Origin of the sequence: Hyalangium versicolor (genome assembly GCF_020103695.1) — a bacterium.
Taxonomy (GTDB): domain Bacteria; phylum Myxococcota; class Myxococcia; order Myxococcales; family Myxococcaceae; genus Hyalangium; species Hyalangium versicolor.
In genome coordinates this window covers 47210-70490 of record NZ_JAHXBF010000043.1, presented here as the reverse complement: position 1 = coordinate 70490, position 23281 = coordinate 47210, and the positions used below count along the sequence as shown (strand labels likewise).

The following is a 23281-nucleotide window of genomic DNA, read 5'->3' as shown; positions in this document are numbered from 1 at the left end:
CGGGTTCGATTCTATCGTACGCTCAGGCCGGCAAGATACGACGCGTGGGTTGGAGGACCGCCTCCGAGAGCGCCGACATGCGCACGGGATCGGCGACCGCGTACGCCGGATCGGCGATCATGTCCGCGAAGGCGCGCCGGCTCGGATAGCGGACCAGGGCGACGGTGTCCCAGGCCTGGCCTGTCTCCGCCGCGAGCGGCGTCATGCCGTCGCCCGCGTAGAGGATCTCCGCGCCGTAGCGCGCGACGAGCGGACCCGCCAGTTTCAGGTATTCGAAGTAGCGCTCCCGTCCGCCGTCAGGGCGGAAGCGGAGCAGGTTGAGCATGACGACCGGCGCGCCGTCGTCCTCGCGGAGGAAGCGATCGAGCTCGGCGGAAGTGAACGCAATCATTTGGATTCCTTTCGTTACTTGAGAGTCTGCTTCGGCACGTTGCTGAAGAGGAGGATGCTCTTGATGCGATGCTCGCCGTCGAAGGCGAGGACGTCGTAGCCCGTGAAGCCCGAGTTCCCTGCGGCGTCGACGAACTGCCAGGTGGCGATGGCGTTGTCTTCCCAGCCGAGCATCGCAACGAGGCGGAAGGAGCCGCCCGGGCTCCGCGTCTGGAATGCTCTAAGGTGGTCTGCCACGTCGGCGATGCCGGTCCGCGGTTTCGTGGGGTTTGTGAAGACAACCCCCTCCGTCACGCTCTCCTGCAGCAGATGCAGCCGTCGGTCGTCCGGGATCGCCGACCACGCAGAGAGGTACGTCTCGTACGTGGCCACGCGGAAGTCCGCCGTCGCGCTCTGCTCCGTCATCGAGGTGCGCACTGCGGGCGTCGGATGCGCGGTAGCTGCGCAGCCCGTCGCGAGCAAGAGCCCGGCCGAGACGAGGAGCACCCGCGCCCTTGCTGTGCCCGGCGCTCGCGCAGTACACCGCGCTCCATGAGCGCCATCGACTTCGAGGTCTCCGTTCCGCAGCTGCGATGCTTCATCGCCGTGGTGGGCGCCGGCTCTGTCGCCGAGGCCGGTCGCCGCCTCGGGATGTCGGCGGCGAGCGTGTCGAAGGCGATCACCCGGCTCGAGGAGGGCGCCGGTGTGCGGCTCCTCCACCGGTCGACCCACGCGCTTTCTCTCACCGAGGCCGGAGAGGCGCTGCTCGAGCCGGCGCGCGAGGCCGTGCGCGCGGCGGAGGCCTTCGAAGAAGCGGCCGGGCATGCCAGAGGCAGCGGCGACGCCGGCGTCGTGCGCCTCACCGCGGCGGTGGGATTCGTCCGGCACGTCCTCGTGCCGATGCTCGGCGAGCTCGCGCGACTTCATCCCGAGATCCAGCTCGACGTCCGCGCGACGAACGAGGTCCTCGATCTTGCCGACTGCGGCATCGATCTCGCGATCCGATCCGGCTCCCTCGTCGGTCTGCCAGGCCACATCCATCAAACCTGGTTCACGTGCCCGTGGGTGATCTGCGCCGCGCCGAGCTACCTCGCCCGGCGGCCCGCGCCGCGGACGATCGCGGAGCTCGACAAGCACGACCTCGTCAGGTTCCGGAACCCCCAGAGCGGACAGATCCAGCCCTGGCCCCACCGGACTGTGGCCGGCACGATCGGGGGGACCTACGAGCCACGGGCGCGGTTCGCGTTCGACGACGGCGACGCCGTCTGGGGTACGATGCTCGCGGGCGGCGGCATCGCATGCGTCCCGCTCTACCTCGCGGCCGACGCGCTCCGGAACGGCGCGGCAGTCGAGGTCCTCGCCGATTTCCGCGGCGCCGCCGCGAGCGTGTACATGCTGCGCCGGGAGCGCCGGCTGACGCCCGGTCGCCTCGCCACGCTGATGGCCTTCCTGAGCGAGCGCGCCCCAGACTTCTCCGATCTCCTCTGACCCACATCGTCTTGACATGCCGATGACTCTGGCAGCGTACACGCGGTCGCTGTAGCCCTCGGGCGGGCAGGGCAGTGTTGCCCTCGCGGCAAGACCGTCACGGTTTCCAGACGAGGAGCATGGGACCGCGCGGGGGCGAAGCACATCAGACATTGACCGGAGTTTTATCGCCTGTTACGTAGGCGCCTACGGATGAGAGGTTGGTGATCATGGATTACGTGCGGGCGAAAGCTGGCGCGGCGATCGGTGCGCGTCTGCGTCGGCTTTCCGAGCGGATCGACAGTGACGCGGCGCGCGCCTACGCGGCTCAGGGTGTGGAGTTCGAGCAGCGCTGGTTCGGCGTGCTGAACCAGCTTGCGCTGAACGGGCCCATGAGCGTCGGAGCCCTGGCGGAGGCGTTGGGCATCACCCATGTCTCCGTCAGTCAGACCCGTGTCTCCCTGGAAAGGGCTGGCCTCATCCGGCAGGAGCCCGACGCCTCGGACGCCCGTCGGCGCCTCTTGTCCCTGAACCCCCAGGGCAAAGCCCTCGCAGCCCGACTGGAGCCCTTGTGGGCTGCCTTCGAGCAGGCCTCCCTTTCACTCGACGCGGAGGTAGGGGGCCTCATCGAGTCTCTCGATCGATTGGAGGCGGCATTGGAGCGGCAGTCCCTCTTCGATCGAATCTCCGCTGCCTACAAGCCCAGAGGCAAGCGATGAGGTTGTCGAGACGCGAACTCATGGCCGCCTCGTTGATGCTCGCCTGCGTTCCACGGCCCGAGCATCAGGTGCCATCGGTTGTACGGGCTGTCGCGCCCGGAGCCTGGCTGGAGAAGTGGCTTGCCGCATTCAACGATGCGCGTGCATCGACCTATGCGGACTTCGTGAGAGCGCACATGCCGACCCTGGTTCCGTATCTGGATGACGATCTCGGGCTCCGGGAGGCGACGGGCGGCTTCACCCTGCTGCGTCACGAGGAGACCGCGCCGGGGCAGATCACAGCCTGGGTCCGGGATCGCAACTGGGATCGCTTCTCCAGAGTCGTGCTGTCGATCGGCGACGGACGAATCGACGATCTCTCCTTCCAAGGTGCGCCCCCTCCCGGGGATTTCGCCATTCGGCGGCTCGGCGAGCACGAAGCGTTGACCCTGCTTCATCAAAGGTTGCGGGAGGAGGCGACTGCTGGCCGCTTCTCCGGTGCGGTGCTGGTCGCGAAAGATGGGATCGTCCTGTTTCGAGAGGCCTACGGGGCGACGCCCGCCACACGCTTCTGCATCGGATCCATGGGCAAGATGTTCACGGCCGTTGCCGTCCTGCAGCTCGTACAGGACGGCCGGCTTGGCCTGACCGACACACTCGCTTCGCTCTTGCCTGCCTATCCAGACACGGCGCTCGCGCGGCAGGTAACGGTACAGCATCTCCTGACGCACACTGGCGGCACGGGAGATTTCTTCGGTGCCGATTACGATGCGCACGCGGCACAGCTGCGTACTCCGTCCGACTTCATCCGGCATTTCGGAGCGCGGGAGGTCGCATTCCCACCCGGTTCGCGTTGGGGCTACAGCAACTTCGGCTTCATTCTGCTCGGCGCCATCGTCGAGCAGGTGTCGGGTCTGGGCTGGGATGTCTATCTGGAGCGGAATGTCTTTCGCACCGCGGGCATGTCATCGACATCGCCCGTGGCGTCGGCCGGCAACACGGCGGTGCCCTGTACCGGGGCGACGCAACCAGGTCTCAAGCCGCTGCCCTTCTACGTGGGGCTGCCTGCCGGTGGTGGCTATTCGACCCTCGATGATCTGCATCGCTTCGGCACGGTGTTGAGCGAAACGAGGCTGCTCGACGCCAGGCACCTCGAATTGCTCACGACCGCCAACGTCCAGGCGGGGAATTCGCAATGGTCGCTCGGCCTGCGCGTGGCTGTTCGCAACGGCGAAGCCTATTACGGACATGGAGGCAGTGCGCCGGGCGTGAACGCCGACTTCGCCATCTATCCCCGCTCAGGGTACGAGGTGATCGTTCTGGCCAATCGGGGGCATCCGCATGCGCTCAATGTCGCGGACTTCATTGGTGCCAGGCTGCCGCTCGCCGATCGTTAGGGGCGAACCTTCCCGCTCGCGCGGGGCCTGGCTGCTCGAAGCCCGGCCAGGAAGGTCGCGGCCGAAAACTTCCCACCTTCTGAGGCAGGCGGCCTACCATCCCGGACTCTGGGAGAAAGAACTCGTCACTCCATGTACGGGCAGCGCATCTTCCAGGCCGTCGTCCTGCTGCCCTGGATGCAGAAAGAGAGAGCTGAATGTCTGGATCAGGTGTTTGTGGTGAGCAGGAGCGTCGGCACCGCGCTCCGTTGCATCGGTACCTGGGGGCCGTGGCCCTCCTGGCAGCGACGGTTCCAGCCGTGAGCTGGGCCTACGTCATCGTCTGCTCGAACGGCTACGACGTCTATCGCTGTGGTGATGGAACCGAGGTCCGCTGTTTCTCCGAGGGCACCTACCAGATCGACTGTCCCGCGGACGTCGACCTGGGATCGATCTCGTGCGCGGAGCATGGAGGATTGACGAGCGTGGGTCCTGGCTCGGGGACAGGGGTCACGGACTACAAGGGCACCCTCGACTTCTCGAGGCTGGCCTGCTCGAACTGCTCGGGCGAGCCGCCCCCGATCTCCTACGCTGGTTGGCTGGCGAGCTGCAGCGGCAAAGCCACCATGGCCTGCGCGGACACGGACCCGAACTGTCGCTCCAAGCAGAGCGCGTTCAAGGCGCTGTGCGCTCAGTTGAAGGGGGAGATGAAGTCGTTCTGGCACATCGACTTCACGCCTCAGCTCGCGTGCTACTAGCACCAAACGCCCTCCGAGCCCTCCGAGCGGGGTGACGATGAGGTCCTGCAGGGTGCGCAGGCCCGTGTCGGTGGAGACCAGCAGTCGCTGAGTGCTGGCCACCACCGGCTGGGTTTTGCAAGTCACCCGTTTCGGGGCTCGTGCGAGTTTGGTGCTAGTACTTCGGGAGGCTGGGCAGGCTCTGGTTGCAATTGCTGGTGATGCCGAGGATCTGGCAGACCAGCTGGCCGGCGGAGTTCACCCCCGCGGCTCCGGCGGGGGCTGGCGCGTGGACGCGCTCCTTCCAGATCTGCCACACCATCATTCCGTCCGTCGCCTTGCCCTTGTTCTTCATGTACGTGGCGAGCGTCTGGACGTTGTAATACTTCGTGGCCATGTTGTTCTGCCCGGTGAGCATCTCGGCGTCGTACACCGTGCCGGACTCCGCGTTGAGCTTGAGCGTCGCGCCTCCCGCGCCCTCCGGAGCGATCTCCAGGCCCATGGCGATGGGGCCGCTGTAGATGGCCCGGTAGGACTCATAGCCCTCACGCGGATCGTAATAATCGCCGCCGTCGTAGGACATGAGGTTGATGTGGTGCAGCTTGTTCCCGTGGTTCTTCACCACGGTGTACATCGTGCCACCGAAGGGAGAGCCCCACTGCACCTTGCCCTCCTCGAAGGGCGTGCCCTTCACGTAGTAGGCGCCCGTGGACCAGCCGGCGACCGAGATGCCCAGCGACAGGCCCCGGCTCTGGATGGTGTTGTAGAGGCTGGTGATGATGTTGGAGATCTCCCCGTCCTTGGAGCAGCTGAACTGGTCCGCCGTCAGCTTGTTGCAGCTGCTGCCGCTGGACTCCCAGTCGATGTCGACGCCGCTGGCGCCGAGGTCCTGCGCCAGGTCCACGACATGCGCCGCGTTGAAGTTGGCCCACTGGCTGCCTTGGCTGTAGCTCCAGCCGCCGACGGAGATCCACACCTGCGTACCACGCTGGCGCAGCGCGCTGATGTTGTTGATGAGCGTCAGCGCCTGATCCCGGGTGAACTTCTTCTGCCCGTTGTTCGTCGTGGCCCCCTCGAAGAACTCGAAGCCCGCCACGGCCTGATCGAACTCGTACGAGCCCTTCACGTACGCCATGTCCGGCCGCACGAAGGCGAGGTTCACGTGCGTGTAGTAGCTGGGGATGATGGTGGGGGTGAGGTCGTTGATGCTCGTGTTCCAGCTGCTGGCATAGCCGATGTACATCCTCCCACCCGGGGGCGGAGGAGGAAGGCCGCCGATGTTGACGATGACGCTCGCCACGCTGGAGGTGGCGGTATTCCCCGCGCCGTCATAGGCCTTGGCCGTGTAGCCGTAGGTGCCGTTCTGGGCGCTGGAGCTGAAGGTGTCCGACGCGGCGAAGGGGCTGGTGGTGTCCGTGCTCAGCAGCGCCCCATTCTTGTAGAACTCGACCTTTGTCACGCCCACGTTGTCGGTCGCCGGTGCGGAGAGGCTCACACTGCCCGCGGCCGTGAGGCTGGCCGGGCTGGCCGTGAGGGTGACCGCAGGAGGAGAGGTATCCGTGGGAGGCGGCTGGCTCCCGCCACAGGAGTAGCCGTTGATGGAGCAGGAGCTGATCCCACTGTAGGTGCCCGTACCGCCGAAGGTGACGGTGATGGTGCCGTTGGCCGGCACGATGTTGCCACCCCAGGTGTTCGGTAGGACCGTCCACGTCCCGTCGCTCGCCTGGGTGGCGGAACCTCCGGCGCCCCAGGGCGTACCACTGATGGCGGCGCTGCCGTTGAACTTGAAGGACACCGCCCAGTCAGAGATCTGGCTGCTGGTGGTGTTCTTGATGGTGATCACACCATTGAAGCCGCCCTCCCAGCTCGAGCTGGTGCTGGGGGTGGCGGTCAGCCCCGCAGCGTTGGCCGCGAGCTCGAGCCCTTGGGAGCTCATTGGCTCCCGCGCCTCCTGCTCGCCACATGCGGCGAGTGTGCTCAACAGACCGGCGATGAGGAACTTCCGTGTCCTGCTCATGAGACCTCCGAGGGAATGGGACATGGCCAAAAAGGCCCGACAAAACAGAAAGAGAGCCGGACCCGGCATTTCGGGTCTACATGTCCATTTTCCCGTCTCCGTTCGAGGGAAGGGGCGAGATCAGAGAGGCAGAGGAGGGCAGCTGACGAGCAAGGGTGTCCCTTTGATGATCCGAGCAACGCTTCACTCGGGCCGGATACCAGTCCCGATGCTGTATCGTATGAAATCGCAGCCGCCGGCTTCGGCCAGGCCCGTGGCTTGAACACCGGCGCTCCGGGGTGAACTCTGGCTGAATGATGGGCTTGAATGACCCAGGACGAGTTCGAGGCGTCGATCGACGGAGACTTCTCGGAGGTGCGCAACGAGCTGCGCACCGAGCAGGTCACCCCCGTCTACGATATCTGGCGCAGTACCTACCTCCGCGTGCGGCCGGAGTTCGAGTCCGAGCTGCGCGAGGTTCACGCGTCACTGCCGGAGTGGGTCCGGGGGTTCCTGCAGCTCCGTGGAGGGTCGGAGATCCGTCGCGAGGACGCCAACTTCGAGTCCGACGGGCTCTTCCTCGACCTTCATCACACAGGCGATCGCACCTACGCCGGCTACGCGAACATCTACCGCGGGCTCAAGACGATCGCGCTGTACGTCGAGGATGCGCGCTTCTTCATCACCGAGCAGTACGACACTTTCGTCGATGAGTATCGGATCGAAGGAGGCGAGCTGAGCTTCTTCCGCGGCGACTGCGGCGAGGACTCCAGCGAGGCCATCGATCGCCACTGGGAGGAGCGCGTCCAGGCCTCCCCAGAAGACCATGACCTGCGGCGCTTCCTGGCTCGGCAGCGGGTGTACGACGGCGAGTATCACGCTCGGCGTGTGGGGGCGTCGGCACCTGGCGACAAGAAGCGCGGCGAGACTGCGCAGGAGGCCATGGCCGCGCTCGACAGCGCGCTCGCGCTCGATGCCGAGAACGTGAGGGCGTGGAAGCAGAAGGGCGAGCTGTACCGGCTCCTCGACGAGCCCGAGCAGGCAGCGGAGTGCTTCAAGCAGGCCGTGTCGCTCGGAGCAGGTCCGGAAGTGCTGCAATCGCTGGCGCTCGTCGCCTTCAGCGTTGGACGGGATGACGAGGCGCTCTCGTGGCTGAGCCACATCCCCGCGGAGCACCGCTCACGGCTCATGTACCAGCTCACCGGTCACTTGCTTGCGCACGCAGGGAGCGAGGAGTCCGCCGCGCAGGCCTTCGCCGCTGCCCTGCGCATGTCTGCCGCGGGCAAGCTCAATCCCGACGCCGAGGCGCTCTTCCGCACCGGCCGCGCCGACACGCTGCTCACCTCCTGGTTCGATCACGTCACGCCACAGCTCGAGCGCGATTCCAATACCGCCACCCGCGCCCTGATCGTCCGAGACCTCGTCGAGTGGGGTGAGTTCTTCCGGATCAAGATGCACCATGGATTCTGGCCGGACCGCTCGCGCCAGCTTGCACTGGATGATGGATGTCGTCGGCGATCCCGTCGCAGCCGAGGCGACGTTCGATGAGATCCTCCGCCTGGGGCCGCACCTGCCTGAGGGGCTGCGGAACTTCGAGGGCGCCTGGGTCGGCAAGTCCAACGCCCGCGCATGGCGTCGCGACCCGGCCGCCGCGCTGGAGTTCGCCGAACGCGCGCTCGAGCTCAACCCCCAGTCAGCGTATGCGTGGTCGGCCAAGGGCAGTGCCCTCAACAACCTGAAGCGCTATGGCGAGGCGCTCCCTTGTTATGAGCGCTCGATCGAAGCAGAGCCTGGCTACTGGCACCCCTACTACTGCAAAGCCTGTACGTTCGCGCTCACCGGAAAGCCTCGCCACAAGATCTACCCGCTGATCTCCAAGGCCCTGTCGCTCGCGCCTCCCCATCGCCGTGCGGGGCTCCGGGACGACCCCGACTTCGCCACGTTGCGAGACGATCCGGCCTTCGTCGCACTGTTCGACCGCGTCCGCTGACGGTTGTTGCGCCGGTGTCTTCATGGCCTGATGTTCATCAGGAAGGGAGGACCGGGGCATGGCGCCGAAGCAGGAGGGAGTGAAGGTCTGGGGGCGTGAGGCCTCCGCGCAGGAGGCGTGGTCTCGCGTGGAGGCGGTGGCGACGCCCGAGCTGCGGGAGAAGCTGGCCTCGTGGTGGAGGGGCATCACCGAGCAGGGCGTCCTCTTCCATGAGGGCGATTTGGAGGCCGACTCGCTCGTCATCGGCCCGCTGCCGCTCGTCGTCTCCGGTAGCGTCCGGCTGAAGGGGCTGCTGGAGGATGGCCACGCGGCAGACCACACCCTTCTGGTGGTGCTGGGAGACCTGGAGGTGGAGAACGTCGCCACGTTCTCCGCCATGTTCATCGTGGGCAACGTCCGGATTCGGGGGCTCCTCTTCGGCGATTCGCTCGGGGATGATGTCTTCTGCGTGGGTGGAGGGTTGAGGGCGCGTGCGCTCGTCGAGGAGCACCACCACCTCGAGGTGCACGGCGCGCTGGACGTGGACGCGCTCGTGGGCAGCAAGCTCACCGCGACGGGACGGCCGCGCAGGACCCTGGAGCCGCACGAGGCGCTCCTGCCGGGCACCTTCAACGTGGAGGACGAAGACGAGGACGGCGTCACCGACTCGACGCTCGACCGGAAGGGGCTCCTCGCGAAGCTGCGCGCGGGGACGCCTGTGCTGGCGGACACCCGGCTCGGCCCCGTGGAGAAGGCCATTGCCGCGGTGAGGGAGAAGGTGGCACGGGGCGAGAAGGCCCCGCGGCTCGGGCTCGCGCAAAAGAAGCTGACGGCCCTTCCCGAGGAGCTCTTCTCCCTCACCGGGCTGGAGGGCCTCACACTGGACACCAACGACATCGCGGAGCTCTCCCCGCGCATTGGCGAGCTGCGCGGGCTGCGAAGCCTCAGCCTGGAGAGCCTGCCGCTGAAGTCCCTGCCGGTGGAGCTTTGCCGCCTCCCTGCGCTGAAGAAGCTGAGCCTTCGGTACTGCAACGCGCTCGCCCGGCTCCCGGAGGCGTTCGGCGAGCTGGAGTCGCTGGAGGAGCTGTACCTCGATGCCATGGCCCTGGAGGGCTTCCCCGAGGTGCTGACCCGGCTGCCGCGACTGAAGAAGCTCTGGTGGTGGCGCTTCTACAAGATGACACCGGACCGAGTGCAGACCCTGGTGGACGGGCTCGGCCGGCTGCCGAGGCTGACGCATGCCGGCTTCTTCCAGGGCGAGCTGGTTGCGCTGCCGGAGGACCTCGCGCCGCTCGCGCGGCTCAAGCAGTTCAAGCTCGGGCTCGACCGCATCCCCGAGCCGGAGGTGAAGCGCCTGGAAGCGGCGCTGCCCCCCGGGCGCCTGCACGTGGGGTACTGAGCGGCTCCCGCAGGCTCATATGGGCTGAGCTGGGTTGCCCCCTTCCAAGACTTCCACCGCCGCCGCGACGTGCCTTGCTACATTCTGGCCGGATGTTCCCGGCGGCGGGTTCGATTCCCGCCGCCTCCATCCCGAGAAGCCCAGCAATCTCACAGGGTTGCTGGGTTTTTCTTTGTCCTCGTTTTCATCATGTGACCTCAGTGTGCCCCTCTGGCGTCTCTAGCCCAGAGCGGCGCGCGGCTGGGGGATGGGACGATCCAACTCCTGCACCGCGCTCTCCCGCGCCTCGGGCGACAGGTGCGCGTACCTCATGGTCATCTCGATGGTGGCGTGACCCATCAACTCCTGAATGACCTTGAGCGCAACGCCCCGCATCGCAAGATGGCTGCCGTAGGTGTGCCGCAGATCGTGCCACCCGATGATGCCCTCTGAACGGCTGATGCCCGCCATGCGCAGCGCCCGCAGCAGCGGGTGCTTGAGCATCCCAGCGGTGAGCGGCTGGCCATCCGGCTGGCAGAACACGTAAGGGCCGCACAGGTGACGGTGCGCCTTGAGTGCTTCGCCAGCCGACGCGGGCAGGTCCACTGTTCTTTCCCGTCCACCCTTCGGCAGCCCCACCACACCGCGCCAGATGGTCCGGCGCACGTTGATCTTGCCGCGCTGCAAGTCCAGGTCTGCCCACTGGAGCCCGATCAGTTCCCCAAGCCGCAGCCCCGTCTTGAGCGCTACGAGGATCAGCGTCCGCCACTCCGGTTCAGTGGCGTTGATCAGTTGCTCAGCTTCCTCGAAGGTGAGGAAGTCAAAGGCGGGCTTGTCCGTCTTGAACAGTTTGACGCGCGGGACGTGTTGGAGCACGCCCTGTTCCTGGGCCAGTGCCAGCAACTTGTGCAGCACGGTCAGGACGTTGTTGATCGACTTGAGTGAGAGCAACTTCACCGCACCGGAGCCCTTGCGCTTGAGGAGGGCCGCCCGCGTGGGGGCTTCCTTCCGGGCTCTGGCGCCAGAGGGCTTCTTACGCATGGCCGCCTTGAAGTCTTCGATCTCCGCTGGACCGATGGCATCAAGGGGCATGTTGCCGAACGCGGGGATCAGGTGGTCATCCAGGATCTGCCGCTTGGTGACGACGCTTGAGTGCTTGTTGTTGTTCTCGCTGTACGTCAGGAAGCGCGGAACGAACTCCCCGAGGGTTGGGACTCGGCCCGCGCTGTTCTCCTTTCCGAAGGAGCCGGTCAGGAGAGCATGGCGGATCTGACGCTCGTATTCCTCGGCACCCCTGCGGGTATTGATGGGCGAAGCCTTGCGGATGCGCTCCACCCTGCCGCTTGGGTGCTGGTACTTGACGTCCACCCACCACGCCTCTTGCACCTTGCCCTCCTTGGTCTTCCACTGCCGCAGTCTGACGCTCATGGCTTCTTGTCTCCGAGCGCAGGCCTGCTGTTACCGGGGCTCCATGTTAGCAGCGTGTCCCGATGGATGCGGAGAATACGCCCCAGGCGCGCGACGCCGGGCACCTGTTCGAGCCGGATAGCCTCGTAGAGGGTTTTCCGGTTCACCCGCAGCAATTCGGCGGCCTCCTCCACGGTGAGAAAGGCAGGCGCGTTGCTCACAGTCATAGAGGGCGCGCTCATGGCTGCTCCCCCTGCTGCATCGACGCGGTGGATCGCGCCGCTGGAGCATGGGCGGTCCTGTTGAGAGTGCCCAGCGTGCTGTACACGGGCCCGCGCCCCCCAGGGCGATCGCCGTGGCTGACCCGTCGTTGATGGTTCTGTGTGCCCTGTCCGAGCACCGGCAACGCGACGGGCCGCGCTGGGCAAAGGTGGGCATCATTGGGCAGGTTTGGACAGGTCCGCGCGCGCCCCTTCCAGGTGGGAAGAGAGGATGCCCCTCGCGGCTGCTGTCGGGTGGCTGGTGTGACGTGAATCATGGCGCTCAAGGTGCACAAGAGCGGCGCGCTTGGACATTGGGCGTATTCAGGCAATTTCCGGCGTATCCAGACGAACCCCAGCAGATGCCTACAATCTCCCTGTTTCCGCGCGGAGCACGGACGGACACCAGACGAGCGTGGCGTGGTGGGGCCGATCGACGGCAGCGGTCATGGTCGAGGCTTGCCTGCTGGGCCAGTTGGAGCGCACGTGCGTCGGACAGGTGCAGCCGGATCCCGTAGAGCCCTCGCGCCTCGAGGCTCGCCTGCTGGAACGTGCGTGCGTCGGACAGGTGCAGTGGGCTCTCGTGGAGCCCCCTGCGTCCAGGCTCGCCTGCTGGAACGTGCGTGCGTCGGACAGGCGCAGCCGGATCCCGTGATCCCGTAGATCCCTCGCGCATCGAGGCTCGCCTGCTGAGCCCTGTGGAGCCCTCGCATGTCGGACAGGTGCGGTGGGCCCGTGGAGTCCCCCGCGTCCAGGCTCGCCTGCTGGGCCCGTGGATCCTTCGCACGTCGGACGGGTGCAGTGGGCTCGTAGAGCCCTCGCACCTCCAGGCTCGCCTGTTGGAGCGCGCGTGCGTCGGACAAGTGCAGCCGGATCCCGTGGAGCCTTCGCACCTCCAGGCTCGCCTGCTGGGCCCGTGGAGCCTTCGCACGTCGGACGGGTGCAGCCGGCCCAGTGGTACCCCCGCGCGTCTAGGCGTGCCTGCTGGGCCCGTGAAGCGCGCGCCGGGGCTCGCTCGCTGGATGTGGCGGAGTGACGTGCGATGCCTTCGCGCTGGCATGGACGGGCAAGCGCGGCGGAAGTGAAGTTCAAAGGACGCCCGGACACGACAGCGGCGCCACAGTCAAGGCGGGTCTGCTGGAAGGCGCGGCGCCTAGGACAGGGCGCGCGGAATGGCCCGACGAGCGGCGCGCGGATTGCCGCTGGATTGGCTGACGAGCGGCGCGCGGAGTGCTGCGCGGATTGGCTGACGAGCGACGCGCGGATTGCCGCGCGGATTGTCCGACGAGCGGCGCGCGGATTGGCTCGAATCCAGAGGACACCCAGAAGCCAGCGGGGCGCCATTTCGCCGTGTGCCTGCTGTGTCTCATGCTCCACGGCTGGGCGCGGAAGGGCGCGAGAAACTGCCGCGCGGAATGGCGCGAAAGGGAGCGCGAAAGGGCGCGGCGCGCGGCGCGAAAGGGCGGGGGGTGAGCGCTAATCCGAAGGGCTCCGGGAACCAGCGCGGCGCTATTCTCGCGCCGGGCCTGCTGGGAGCCGTGGCGTGTGCGGTGGGTCCATCATAAAGGGCGCGCGGAAAGGACACGGGCGCCCGGCGCATGGAGGGCGCCTGACTTCGACACGGGGGCACTCTCCTGTCTGCTACTCTGGGGGCCTACCCGGGAGGTTCCCCCGCCTTGTTCCGACCCTTCACCCCACGTCTTGCGCTCGCTTCTTTGCTGGTGGGCCTCACCGCGACGGCACAGGCCGCCCCCGCTGGGCGTTCCGTCGTGCTCACAGGCAAAACCGGCGAGTCCCCGCTGATCTACGTCGCGCCTGGCACCGTCACGGCGATCCTGTTGGGCGCTCCGATCGTGCGTGAGTCTGTCCAGGTGGAGGGCCGCGCCCGGTTCGCCGTATTCGAGGTGAGTGATCAAGGCGTGACTCTCTCGCCCGCAGTGGCGCTCGGGTCTGGCGAACGGCTCGCGCTGCGAGTCACCTACCGCGACGGCTCGCCATCAAGTGTCGTGTTCCTGCTGACTGGGCAGCCGGGCACGGCGGATGGCTTGGTCAACGTGAGCCGCCCGCAGCAGACCGTCGAGGCGTGCCGCGTGGAACTGTCCGCCACGCGCGAGCGGTGCGAGGCGCAAGCCAAGGAACTGGAGGCGTTGAAGGCACGGCCCGCAGCATTGAGCCCGGTAGCCGTGGCGCTCGCGGGCTACGTGAACGAGAAGGGCATGAGGGGTAGAGAGTTTAGGCGCGAGTGCTTCAACGCGCGCGGGAGCGAACTTCGCCCCGTTCGGTGTTGGGGCCTCGGGGGGACAACATGGAGCGTGGTTGTCCTCGAAGTGAGCAACACCGGGGGAGATCCGTGGACGCCTGCGTGGGCCGAAGTAACGCCCGCAGGAGGGGAGCCGCGCCGCGCTCGCGCGGTGCTCTCTGAGCAAGCAGCCATCCCCCCGGGCGGTGTGGTGATCGTGGCCGTGGAAGCGGAGATGCCGAAGCGTAAGAGACTCGAAGACTGGCTGAGTGCGCCGCATACGGTGCGGGTGTGCAACGGTGACGGGAGCCGCTGTCTGTCCGTTCCCCAGGTGAGGCTGTAGCCACTGGCGAAAGGTGCCCAGCATGTTCGCGGATTTTGATCCCTTGGACTTGAAGCCCGGCCAGATGGTGAGCGACTGGCGCATTGTCCGACGCATCGGACGGGGCGGGTATGCCGTCGTCTACGAGGTGGAGAAGGACGGCGAGCGTTTCGCGCTCAAGGTGGCCTGTCAGACAGAGCGGAGCCTTGATCCGAAGCAGACGGACGCGCGCGCGCGTCGCGAGGCAGCATGTCTCCAGCAACTCAGCCACCGCCACATCATCCGCATGCTGGGGCAAGGCCGGTGGCCGGGTGCGCTCTCAGGCTTCCACTACATCGTTCTAGAGTTCGTGGACGGCTACACGCTCGCCCGCTGGGTAGAGCGGACCAACCCGACGCCGCATGAAGTCGCCGTCCTGTTCCTCAAGCTGTTTGACGCCTTGGAGTACATGCACGCCAAGAACGTGTTCCATCGGGATTTGAGCCTGAGAAACATCATGGTCACCAAGGACGGCGAGCCGGTGATCATCGACTTTGGAGCGGCGGACTACGCGACAGCCGATAAATTGACGAACGGGCCGCTACCCCCTGGAACGCCGCGCAACCGCAGCCCCGAGGCTCAAGCTTTCTGGGATGAAAACCGCCTCAAGCACGGGGCCCGTTACACGTTCAAGGCAACGGACGATATTTTCGCGCTCGGAGCCAACCTCTACGACGTGCTGACGGACCCCACACCGGAACGCAGCGAGGGGCGGCCCTCGCTCAATGGCCTGTTGGTGATCCCTCCCACCCCGCACCGGGCAACCAAGGGGCGCGTTCCGGTGGAGTTGAGCGCCTACGCGATGAAGCTGATCAGTCGCGACCTGGAAGTGCGGCCCGCGACGGCCAAGGATGCGCGGCGCCCGCTGCTGGACTTGGTGCGCGGCGAGGGGACCGATTGGCACGAGATCCCCATTCACCCGGCATCCGCGCTGCTACCGCGAGAACCCGCCGAAGGGGAGCCGGTACCAGTCGAAGCGCGAGAACCCGAGGGCCCGGAGAAGCCGATCCCTTCCGATCCGCTCCCGGTGCAGGTAGCTCCAGAGCCAGCGGATGCGGCGCCCGCACCTATTCCGGTGCAGGTAGCGCAAGCGGACGTTGCGCCCGTGCCTTCTCCGGTGCAGGTGGGGCCAGCGGACGCGGCGCCCGTGCTTCATGCTTCGGGGGTTGCTGCACAGGGCAACCCGCGCCGTGCGGGGATGCGTCCGGTGTTCGTCGCGCCGCTGGCGCTCTCCGTCTTCGCGGCAGTCGTGGCCGCTTCCCTGCTCCATAAGCCAGCGCAACCCGAGCGGCCCCCCGTGGCCAGGAGCGCACCGGCAGATCAACCCCCAGCCTCCAGCACTCTGGCCGAAAAGCCGACAAGCCGCCCCGCTCAGTTAGCCTCGCCTCTCCCTACCCAGAAGGAGGCGAGCCCTTCCGTGAAGCTGCCCGACAACTCCCCGACGCTCACCAACGGCGTACCCAACCCGCAGCAGGTCCAGAAGGCCAGCCGTCGGCGAGTGCTCTCGAAGGCTGAGAGGTGCGCGCTGCTGGTGGCCTCTGTCGCGTGGTTTCAAGCAGGCTGCCCCGGTGTGCAGACGCGCCCGGATCCCGAGCCATGCCCCGACGACGCCATCAAGGCAATGGACCAAGAGCTAGATTGGGATGTGGGCTCCTATGGGCCCTTCATCCTGCTGGACGTGACCAAGGGGAGCGTTGAGGAGCAGCGCGAGCAACCCTTCCCCGTCTGGAAGGATGGGCCCGTCACGGGTGCGCTGATCGACCCAGAGGGAAAGGCGCCTGCGGGGATGCGGCTAGACGGGCACCTGTGGACGACGGGAGATCGCATCTATGGCCGTTACCTCCGTGCCCACCTTCCAGGTGGGCGCACCGTGCCGATCTGCCTCGAACTGGTAGATGGTTCGGAGGACTTGGGCCTACCCAAGAAAGAGGGCTCGAAGCCCGGCCATGCCATAGGAGACAAGGTGTCTAGTACGTGGGCCGCTGAGCGGTGGAGGTGAACCGGGCTAGGTGGAGCACGCGAGCGTTGGATAGGCGAAGCCGGGCCCGGTGCAGCCCTCGCGCGTCGAGGCTCGCCTGCTGGGCCCGTGGAGCCCCCACACGTCGGACAGGCAGCGCGCCCGCGTCAGACAAGCAGCTCGCTCGCGACGGACAGGTGGAGCTGGGCTAGGTGCAGCCTTCTCGCGTCTAGGCTCGCCTGCGGGCCCATGGAGCCTCCGCGCGTCGGACAAGCAGCGCGCGCGTCGGACAGATGAAGCTGGGCCCGGTGCAGTCCTTGCGCGTCCAGGTTCACCTGCTGGACCTATGGACCTGTAGAGCCCCCGAGCGTCCAGGTTCGCCTGCTGGGGTGTTCCGCTGACGCTGTAGCCAAGGATCGCTCCGCTCCCAACCTTCAACGTCATTCCATCCCCTGGCACATGCTGGGTAGTGTTTCGCTCCGATACGCGGCGCCTCCTCTCGCGCTGCCAGGAGTCGATCCCGCATGGCTACTTCTCGGCAGCCCTGGAGTGTCCCGGGGGTGATTCTCTTCTCTCATGGCGATCTCTCGTATGAGGTGGATCTGTCGCGTCCGTTGGTCGAAGAGTTGGCGCAATCCAGGCTTGGGGAAATGACCGTCCCAGCCTGGGAACGCACAGCGAAGAAGCGCCTGCGGGAGGTCATCGTCCGCAGTTTGCCGCCTACGTCGTCAGATGAGCCTGAAACGCTGGAGAGGATGCGCGCCCGGCTTCGTGAAGAGGCGCACCTCGCCACCTACCTGCAACACCTGAGGATCGTCCGCATCCTCGGGCCCTATGATGTCCAGGGCGTTTTGTATGTCGTGTCTGACCGTGTAGAGGGCACCTCGATCAACTCCCTGATCACCTACTCGCAGATGCGCGAGAAGTTCCTATCCCCGGCATTCTGTCTCTACGTGGGCGCAGAGGCTGCGGGTGCCCTGCACTACGCGCACACCTGCAAGGACGAGAATGGCGCCCCGCTGGGCATCGTTCATCGGGACCTGAGCCCTGCCCGCATCTTCCTGGAGCCAGAGGGAGGGGTAATGCTGACGGACTTTGCCCGCGCGCGCTCCCTGCTCCCGGGCCGAGTAGCAACGACGCTGCCGCGCCCTCAAGGCGACGTGTTTTATTGCTCTCCCGAGACGTTGCTCTGCGAGGAGACTGATCCGCGCTCGGATCTGTTCTCGCTGGGGTTGGTGCTGCTGGAACTGGCCACACATGGCGCCACCTCTACAGCATGGCCCACCTACGGCCCAGCGACTTGGAGAAGGCTCTAACGAAGAAGATCAAGGCACAGGTTCTAGACGCTGCGATCACGGCCATGGAGGCAGACCTACCGGACCATGCGGAAGACTGCATCCTGCGGGCTGCTACGTTCACCCTGCAGGACGTGGACGCGATTACCGAACCTCTGGCGCATCCGCTCCGCTCCATCGTCCGTAAGTTGATCCAGCGGAACCCGGAGGATCGCTATCAGTCGGCGGCTGACGTGGGAGCCGATCTGCGGGCAGGCCTCGCGTCGCTGGGAGAACCCTACGGGCCCAAGGAGGCGCTAGAGGAAGTTCTGATCTCGCTGGCAGGGGCCAGCACGAGCCGGGGCGTTCTCGGGCCCACGAACGAGAGCCAGTTACCGCCCGCCATGGTGGCGGAAGAGGACATCATCACCGAGCGGGGCACTCCCCCGTAGCCCCGTCCGACAGGACAACGCCCGCAGGTTCCGTATGCGAAGAGCCCCAGAGCCCCCGCGAAACCTCCCGCCGCTGCACGCTCCCGGCGCCTCACGCAGCGCAACTACAAACCCTCCCGTCTGCCTCGGCACATCGAGAGCCGGCAGCGCCGATTACCCGCTACCCTGAGTTCTCGTGTGGAGAAGCGCGACGAGGTGTTCTGCGAGCAGCGAGCAATGGTCACACGGGGCATTGGGGTCCGTCACATCCGAGAGCAGCGCGGTGTCCGCAGGCAACCACTCTTTTACTCGGGCGGCTGCCAAGCATTGAACTCGGCGACCTTGCGCTCGCGCCCACTGATGGCAACATCATCTACCGTTCCCTACCCTGCAAGCCGAATCCTTTCCTTCCACAACGGAATCGATCTTGGGGGAACGGCAATCGCACTAACCCCCGTGCGGATGACCTGCTGCGCCAACTCCGCACTGGGTGCTAGGTCCACTGCCAGCGAAGCGAATCCCCCAACCCGTGCTACAGATGTTGCAACGCGCGTCACCAACTGTTCAACGGGATCAGCTAGCCTGTCCACCGGGAGCAGATCGGGGTGCGCAACTGCGCGGTCCCAGGCCATTGTGAATTGCGTGAGGTCATTGACACCGATCTCGAAGTACCTGCTCACCGAAAGAAACTTCTCGATATTCACAGCCGCAGCGGGAGTCTCCACCAACACTCCCACACTCAAACGTCGGCGCATCAGTCTCTCGCGAAAGCGCACCACTTCTATGGGTCGCGTCACCATAGGCAGTACAATCACGATGCCTTCGCATTCCACGCCTTCTAACAGGTCCAGGAATCGCCCCATCAGCGATTCCTCCATTTCAAGCAAGCGAACGCCACGAACACCCATCGGCCCATCATGCAGCGACCTGCCACGCGTCGGGTCCGGCTTCTCCCTGTCGAAATCGAATAACCGGATCGGTATCTCCTTCCAAGGAGTTTTTGTCCTGATCGTATGCACGAGTTCGGCCGCAGACCCGGACTTCGATTCGGTATCCACGAGTAGCTCCGCCTTGATCTCTCCGACACCATCCGCGCCGGAATCCAGTGCTACGAGCACATCCTCCTTGTAGAGGATCTGAGCCAACACCTGTACTTCGACCCCAGATCTCGACACAGCCGGCAACCGTGCCCTCTTCGCCCTCAGGCGAACATCCCCTTCCCATTGTTCCAAGGCCACTTCGAACTCCCTCCTTTGGTCCTCCGACACCGGATACGCCAGAAGTCCTCGAGTGGCGTCTAAGTACGCCACCTCCCCTGGGCGGATCGTCGCTGAATCAATCACGAGGGCCGGGACACCCGCATAGCTGAGTGCCCAGGCCAGATGAGAGTAGGGACTGCATTCTGGGAGGATCACGGCTCCGGGCCGGGGTACACTGAAATACCTCAGTAACTCACCAACACTTGGCGCGACGCGGAAGCTAAGAATGACAGCTTCTCCTTGTGCTCGATTTTCGCCTCCCTCCCCGGCATATTCCACGCGGCCCAATGCCATTCCGAAGCCTAGTCCTAGTCCTTGATACGCACTCATTACAGATCCTCATTCAAGGGGCACCCGAAAAGACTCCGCATAGCCGCGCGCTTGCTCTCGCAGTACTTGGCTTCCAGTAGCAACGGGACCATCTCCTTCTCGATGAACCTAGGATCGTGCGCTAATGTGAGGAAGTCATCGAACGTCGTTGGAACAAGCTTGATCCTCTCCCCCGGATCAAGATCCGCAGAGGTCGTCTGCCTGAGCCCAGTAGCGACGAACGCAAACACTACCCAGTCCACCTTTGTTGTCGGGTGAACAGCGAACCATGGCTTGAGTTCGGAAGCCTCGCAACCGCTCTCTTCCAAGAGTTCCCGACGTGCCGCCTCTTCGGGTAGTTCGCCCTCATTTACACGTCCACCGAGCGCGCCGATGAATGGATCACGACCTGGCTGCTCCTGGTGTGTCAAAAGAACCCTGCCGTCTGGCAGAACAGGAACAACCACAACAGTATCCGGGCGTCGCACCTTCTCAAACACGACCTTCGAGCCATCGTAGAGTCTCTGTTCCCATTGATAGACAGCAAACAGCACACCACGAAACACAAGCTTTGCGTCCGTCGGTATTGGCTGGGCGGATGGTGGACGACTAAATGCCATGAGCAACTCCTCTGTGCCTGCTACGGCTTGAGGCGGATCCTACCGTCCCCGCGGCAGAAGTCTCCGCACCCAATCAAACGTGACGTATCCGACGACGGTCAGCGCAACTGCCACAGGTATCGTTACCGCTAGGATCCGGCCCCATGTCCACTGCGACACTTGCGCAATAGTACCTATGATCGAGATGCTGGTGGTCGCTACCGTAAACGCCACCAGGAGCTTGTTGAAGAGACGCTGCTCTCGCAACGAAGCGTCCTCCTTAACCGAGCCAAACTTCTCTACTAAAAACGCGTAGTCGCGGTCAATCTTTGCCAATTCGCGCAACTTCTCATATTCCTGCCGGTAAAGATGGCGTCGAATATCTAGGTCGTAGAGCTCGGCGAAACTCTCGGTCATCTCGCCCAAGGTTTCGACAACGCGTCGCAAGTCACTTTGTCGATGAAGATCGACATAGAACAGTTGTATCATTCCATGCAGAGAACAAAGCGCGGACTCTGAGTATAGGGAGAATGCCATCCAGCGAACAATCGAGTAATTCGGGTATTGTTCCCGGTCCAGCGGATACAGAATCAACTTCAACTCATCCGTCGGGTCGAAGAAGGACATTCCGTTCATGTCTGTTCGCAGCGTGTTCCCAACGAGCATGCGTGCGAGGTCAATACCACGACGTGATGTGTACCCAGAGCGCGGGGACATGAAGTCCTCGTAGAACATCAACTTATACACATTGTCGGCGAACGCTCTGTCCTTTCCCGTGATAAGCCAGTCCTCCCAGGGCTGGGCTGCGCCCGTCGGCGGCGACCACTCTACCTGGAGAAGCATGGCGCTGAGCGTTGACTCTACCGTTGCCGTGAGCATCATCGCAGCAGCGGTCGATGCGTCGGAGGAATCTCCGTTCGCAATGATGCGTCGAGCGATGAACTCCCCAACCTCCTGGAGCATCTGCGGCAGTGTCAAACGCCTGCCATCGGTGCCGAGAAGTTCTGCCAGCGGACCCAACACTCTCAGTGGCGACTCGCCTGAGCGATGGTCTGGGACCACATGGGCGCGCAGGTCTCTTCGAAGGGCTCGCAGCTCATCGATAGTGGCGGCGCGGGGTCCCCTAATCCGAGAAAGCGGTGAGACAGGCTTCTCGCCGCTATTGTCGGCATCAAGCTCAACGGGGATGGCAATATAAGAAATGGTAAACGTGCGGCGAAAGGTGCTGTTCTGAGGGACCTGATAGAGAATCACACACGGAGCGAAGAAGATTCCGTGGTTGCGTGACCCATCCGTCAGTAGGGCTGGAGGCATGAGCACTGTATAGACTCGCTCGGCGAATCCCAGACGAAACAATCCGGAACGGCGTATGGCGAGGACATGCAAGATATCCATTGCTGCCCGGTAGAGTTCGATCTCCTCCGGCTTCCAGTCGTCGATAGATACCACGAACTCCCGATAGAACTCAGTTTGGCTACCACGTGGCTGATAAGAAAGGACGTAGTCACCGCGGCTCGCCCCCTGCAGTGGCGCCGCCGGGTGGAACTGGACGACCTTGGAGTACGGCGGCTGGTATGTCCGCACGACGAGATCGCCAGTCTGACGCTCGGAGAGCTTTGTATCCGAGCCGCCACCTAGCGCGAGCCGCTGCCGCAAGTCTTCAATGGAGAGTAGCTGCAGGCCATCACCACGACCAAAGACAGACCTCAGTCGATCGAGCGCACGGATTTCGCGACGCGCTTCCGGGCATAATCCTGGGCGGAGCGCCGTCCACAGGCCACGGAGCCGCCCCTTGCGTTGGTCAAACAGTATGCCCCGTTCCTCGCGAGGGACCGACATGGCCACTGTACGGGTGAGGATGGATCGGTGAGACGGAAAGACGGACGACCATACCGAGCCGACGAGCGCCACCTCGGCAGCCAGCTCATCAATGTCCAGGTCGAGAAAGGCTTCCGGCGCAACCTTCCTAGGCGCCAAATACGAGAAGTGGTATCGTGTGCAGTCAGTAGCCACCGTTACGGACGTAGTGGCCTCCGTCGGCGCGACTGGCGAACCCTTTGCCTTGGCACGATCGGTGTTGCGGCGGCTTGAGCGAGAGTTGGGAGCCGTCGGCGTGACCGGCGGAACCATCGCCTTGGCACCCGCAGGATAACTAGCAAGCACGACACGCAGTTGACGCACGCCGTCGGTGGCATGCACCGCACCATCCGCAGCGGCGACTCGAGCGGACTGCGCCACCGGTCCAAAGAAGACAGTAGCCAGGACTCCGTCTCGGGAACCAATACGTTCGACAAGTGCGTCGATCAAACGGGCGCCGCCAGCAATCCTCGTCAATACGCTGAGCAAGTCAGGATGGGTTATGCGCTTGCGACACTCGTCCCAATTGGGAGTCGGCCGCTGTCCTTCAACGTAGAGCGCAGCGAGGTCCCTCAGCGCTTTCGCGACCTCTTCGCCCGTAAGGAGTGAGCGAGGTCGGGTCACTCTTTTTCTCCTCGGCTATCTTGCGCGACGCGAAGGGGCCCTGGGTCGGCGAAGCGGTCGACACACTCCGACAGTATGGAGTCGACCTGCTTATAGAGATTGGACACGCCACCAACGTTCAGTACGACGAAGTCGTACAGTCCGATGTTCTTGGCGTACCGAGACAGTGCCTCTTCGAGCTCGGTGGATCGTAGGCGCGTCTCTTCTGGTCCCTTGATTTGACGTGTTTCCAGCAGCACCGCCACTTCTTGGGGAGAGAGAAGCCTGTGTACGTAGACAACGATAACAGGGAAGCGGCGGCGAAGGAGTCGGATAACGGTGGGGTCCGTGCAAACCGTGAAGTATGAGCGCCCGCTTTCGAGCGTATGCTCTATCTCAGAGACATCGATAGCGTACTGCCAGCCGACGCTTGAATATCTGAACTCTCGCAGGTGCTCTGGAATGCCGTCCACAAACTGAAATTCCCAGTCCGAATCCGTCGGGCGCCTTGGTCTTGTCGTGAGTTTGGCACCTACAACGCACGAGGCGCCGTGCCGCCTCATTATGTGCTCGATGGCCGCTGACTTCCCGGCTCCGGTCGGTCCGTCCAAGAGCCCGACGAAGGAGAAGGTACACGAAGGCTTGACGACGCGGTCGTCGTCGCCCGCTACATCCCCGTCCGGTTTTGACGGCACGGCTTCGCGCTCCTTGCTTCTCATGGAATACATCCCGGAG

General features: G+C 64.7%; 20 protein-coding genes. 11 read left to right on the top strand and 9 right to left on the bottom strand.

Annotation, left to right across the window (positions count from 1 at the left end; translation table 11 throughout):
• Positions 1-22 precede the first annotated feature (22 nt).
• Together KY501_RS49120 and KY501_RS49115 are read right to left on the bottom strand one after the other, a co-directional pair.
• Positions 23-391, bottom strand: a complete 369-nt coding sequence (locus tag KY501_RS49120) for a DUF1330 domain-containing protein (protein ID WP_224372371.1) — start codon at positions 389-391, stop codon at positions 23-25.
• A gap of 14 nt (positions 392-405) precedes the next feature.
• Entirely contained in the window at positions 406-795 is a 390-nt protein-coding gene (locus KY501_RS49115) for a nuclear transport factor 2 family protein (protein WP_224372369.1), read from the bottom strand.
• A 126-nt stretch (positions 796-921) separates the two neighbouring features.
• Here KY501_RS49115 and KY501_RS49110 point away from each other — a divergent pair, with 126 nt between their 5' ends.
• The 4 genes from KY501_RS49110 to KY501_RS49095 all read left to right on the top strand — a co-directional run bounded on the left by KY501_RS49110 (position 922) and on the right by KY501_RS49095 (position 4668).
• Entirely contained in the window at positions 922-1857 is a 936-nt protein-coding gene (locus tag KY501_RS49110) for a LysR family transcriptional regulator (protein ID WP_224372367.1), read from the top strand.
• Positions 1858-2066: 209 nt separating this feature from the next.
• Positions 2067-2555 carry a MarR family winged helix-turn-helix transcriptional regulator gene (locus tag KY501_RS49105; RefSeq protein ID WP_224372366.1) on the top strand — a complete coding sequence of 163 codons (489 nt, stop codon included), beginning with the start codon at positions 2067-2069 and terminating at the stop codon, positions 2553-2555.
• Between the two features lie 20 nt (positions 2556-2575).
• Positions 2576-3931, top strand: coding sequence for a serine hydrolase domain-containing protein (locus KY501_RS49100; RefSeq protein WP_224372364.1), 1356 nt, complete (start codon positions 2576-2578; stop codon positions 3929-3931).
• A 197-nt stretch (positions 3932-4128) separates the two neighbouring features.
• Complete coding sequence (locus tag KY501_RS49095; protein WP_224372362.1) at positions 4129-4668, top strand: hypothetical protein; 540 nt, start codon at positions 4129-4131, stop codon at positions 4666-4668.
• Between the two features lie 154 nt (positions 4669-4822).
• Here the strand turns inward: KY501_RS49095 and KY501_RS49090 are convergent, their stop codons facing one another.
• Positions 4823-6664, bottom strand: a complete 1842-nt coding sequence (locus tag KY501_RS49090; RefSeq protein ID WP_224372360.1) for a glycosyl hydrolase family 18 protein — start codon at positions 6662-6664, stop codon at positions 4823-4825.
• Between the two features lie 306 nt (positions 6665-6970).
• Here KY501_RS49090 and KY501_RS49085 point away from each other — a divergent pair, with 306 nt between their 5' ends.
• Genes KY501_RS49085 through KY501_RS49075 form a run of 3 tightly spaced genes read left to right on the top strand, consistent with a single transcriptional unit; the run spans position 6971 to position 10011 of the window.
• Positions 6971-8191: a tetratricopeptide repeat protein gene (locus KY501_RS49085; RefSeq protein WP_224372358.1), complete on the top strand. Its 1221-nt coding sequence runs from the start codon at positions 6971-6973 to the stop codon at positions 8189-8191.
• A complete protein-coding gene (locus KY501_RS49080; protein WP_224372357.1) occupies positions 8142-8633 on the top strand; it encodes a tetratricopeptide repeat protein in 492 nt (163 codons plus the stop codon). Before KY501_RS49085 ends, KY501_RS49080 begins: the two co-directional genes overlap by 50 nt.
• A gap of 58 nt (positions 8634-8691) precedes the next feature.
• Positions 8692-10011 carry a leucine-rich repeat domain-containing protein gene (locus KY501_RS49075; protein ID WP_224372355.1) on the top strand — a complete coding sequence of 440 codons (1320 nt, stop codon included), beginning with the start codon at positions 8692-8694 and terminating at the stop codon, positions 10009-10011.
• A gap of 219 nt (positions 10012-10230) precedes the next feature.
• On the opposite strand, the gene KY501_RS49070 is transcribed toward KY501_RS49075, so the two are convergent.
• On the bottom strand, positions 10231-11418 hold the full coding sequence (locus tag KY501_RS49070; protein ID WP_224372353.1) for a tyrosine-type recombinase/integrase: 1188 nt from the start codon (positions 11416-11418) through the stop codon (positions 10231-10233).
• Positions 11415-11639 carry a helix-turn-helix domain-containing protein gene (locus tag KY501_RS49065; RefSeq protein WP_224372351.1) on the bottom strand — a complete coding sequence of 75 codons (225 nt, stop codon included), beginning with the start codon at positions 11637-11639 and terminating at the stop codon, positions 11415-11417. The genes KY501_RS49070 and KY501_RS49065 overlap by 4 nt, the downstream gene beginning before the upstream one ends.
• Before the next feature lie 1694 nt (positions 11640-13333).
• Between KY501_RS49065 and KY501_RS49060 the strand changes: the two genes are divergently transcribed.
• The 4 genes from KY501_RS49060 to KY501_RS49045 all read left to right on the top strand — a co-directional run bounded on the left by KY501_RS49060 (position 13334) and on the right by KY501_RS49045 (position 17940).
• Positions 13334-14239 (top strand): DUF2381 family protein, encoded by a 906-nt coding sequence (locus KY501_RS49060; RefSeq protein WP_224372350.1) that lies wholly within the window; start codon positions 13334-13336, stop codon positions 14237-14239.
• 22 nt (positions 14240-14261) lie between these two features.
• Positions 14262-16256 (top strand): serine/threonine protein kinase, encoded by a 1995-nt coding sequence (locus KY501_RS49055; protein ID WP_224372349.1) that lies wholly within the window; start codon positions 14262-14264, stop codon positions 16254-16256.
• A 482-nt stretch (positions 16257-16738) separates the two neighbouring features.
• Complete coding sequence (locus KY501_RS49050; RefSeq protein ID WP_224372347.1) at positions 16739-17530, top strand: serine/threonine protein kinase; 792 nt, start codon at positions 16739-16741, stop codon at positions 17528-17530.
• A 44-nt stretch (positions 17531-17574) separates the two neighbouring features.
• Entirely contained in the window at positions 17575-17940 is a 366-nt protein-coding gene (locus tag KY501_RS49045; RefSeq protein ID WP_224372345.1) for a serine/threonine-protein kinase, read from the top strand.
• A 362-nt stretch (positions 17941-18302) separates the two neighbouring features.
• On the opposite strand, the gene KY501_RS49040 is transcribed toward KY501_RS49045, so the two are convergent.
• From KY501_RS49040 to KY501_RS49025, 4 genes are all read right to left on the bottom strand, one after another.
• On the bottom strand, positions 18303-19262 hold the full coding sequence (locus tag KY501_RS49040; protein WP_224372343.1) for a putative PEP-binding protein: 960 nt from the start codon (positions 19260-19262) through the stop codon (positions 18303-18305).
• A gap of 245 nt (positions 19263-19507) precedes the next feature.
• Positions 19508-20107 carry an NUDIX hydrolase gene (locus KY501_RS49035; protein ID WP_224372342.1) on the bottom strand — a complete coding sequence of 200 codons (600 nt, stop codon included), beginning with the start codon at positions 20105-20107 and terminating at the stop codon, positions 19508-19510.
• A 39-nt stretch (positions 20108-20146) separates the two neighbouring features.
• On the bottom strand, positions 20147-22393 hold the full coding sequence (locus tag KY501_RS49030) for a hypothetical protein (RefSeq protein ID WP_224372340.1): 2247 nt from the start codon (positions 22391-22393) through the stop codon (positions 20147-20149).
• 170 nt (positions 22394-22563) lie between these two features.
• Entirely contained in the window at positions 22564-23265 is a 702-nt protein-coding gene (locus tag KY501_RS49025; protein WP_224372339.1) for a hypothetical protein, read from the bottom strand.
• Positions 23266-23281: the final 16 nt, after the last annotated feature.

Excerpts from the sequence above, each read along its gene's own strand:
- KY501_RS49120 (WP_224372371.1), bottom strand. The coding sequence starts at position 391 with ATGATTGCGTTCACTTCCGCCGAGCTCGATCGCTTCCTCCGCGAGGAC.
- KY501_RS49115 (WP_224372369.1), bottom strand. The coding sequence starts at position 795 with ATGACGGAGCAGAGCGCGACGGCGGACTTCCGCGTGGCCACGTACGAG.
- KY501_RS49110 (WP_224372367.1), top strand. The coding sequence starts at position 922 with ATGAGCGCCATCGACTTCGAGGTCTCCGTTCCGCAGCTGCGATGCTTC.
- KY501_RS49105 (WP_224372366.1), top strand. The coding sequence starts at position 2,067 with ATGGATTACGTGCGGGCGAAAGCTGGCGCGGCGATCGGTGCGCGTCTG.
- KY501_RS49100 (WP_224372364.1), top strand. The coding sequence starts at position 2,576 with ATGGCCGCCTCGTTGATGCTCGCCTGCGTTCCACGGCCCGAGCATCAG.
- KY501_RS49095 (WP_224372362.1), top strand. The coding sequence starts at position 4,129 with ATGTCTGGATCAGGTGTTTGTGGTGAGCAGGAGCGTCGGCACCGCGCT.
- KY501_RS49090 (WP_224372360.1), bottom strand. The coding sequence starts at position 6,664 with ATGAGCAGGACACGGAAGTTCCTCATCGCCGGTCTGTTGAGCACACTC.
- KY501_RS49085 (WP_224372358.1), top strand. The coding sequence starts at position 6,971 with ATGACCCAGGACGAGTTCGAGGCGTCGATCGACGGAGACTTCTCGGAG.
- KY501_RS49080 (WP_224372357.1), top strand. The coding sequence starts at position 8,142 with ATGATGGATGTCGTCGGCGATCCCGTCGCAGCCGAGGCGACGTTCGAT.
- KY501_RS49075 (WP_224372355.1), top strand. The coding sequence starts at position 8,692 with ATGGCGCCGAAGCAGGAGGGAGTGAAGGTCTGGGGGCGTGAGGCCTCC.
- KY501_RS49070 (WP_224372353.1), bottom strand. The coding sequence starts at position 11,418 with ATGAGCGTCAGACTGCGGCAGTGGAAGACCAAGGAGGGCAAGGTGCAA.
- KY501_RS49065 (WP_224372351.1), bottom strand. The coding sequence starts at position 11,639 with ATGAGCGCGCCCTCTATGACTGTGAGCAACGCGCCTGCCTTTCTCACC.
- KY501_RS49055 (WP_224372349.1), top strand. The coding sequence starts at position 14,262 with ATGTTCGCGGATTTTGATCCCTTGGACTTGAAGCCCGGCCAGATGGTG.
- KY501_RS49050 (WP_224372347.1), top strand. The coding sequence starts at position 16,739 with ATGGCTACTTCTCGGCAGCCCTGGAGTGTCCCGGGGGTGATTCTCTTC.
- KY501_RS49045 (WP_224372345.1), top strand. The coding sequence starts at position 17,575 with ATGGAGGCAGACCTACCGGACCATGCGGAAGACTGCATCCTGCGGGCT.
- KY501_RS49035 (WP_224372342.1), bottom strand. The coding sequence starts at position 20,107 with ATGGCATTTAGTCGTCCACCATCCGCCCAGCCAATACCGACGGACGCA.
- KY501_RS49025 (WP_224372339.1), bottom strand. The coding sequence starts at position 23,265 with ATGAGAAGCAAGGAGCGCGAAGCCGTGCCGTCAAAACCGGACGGGGAT.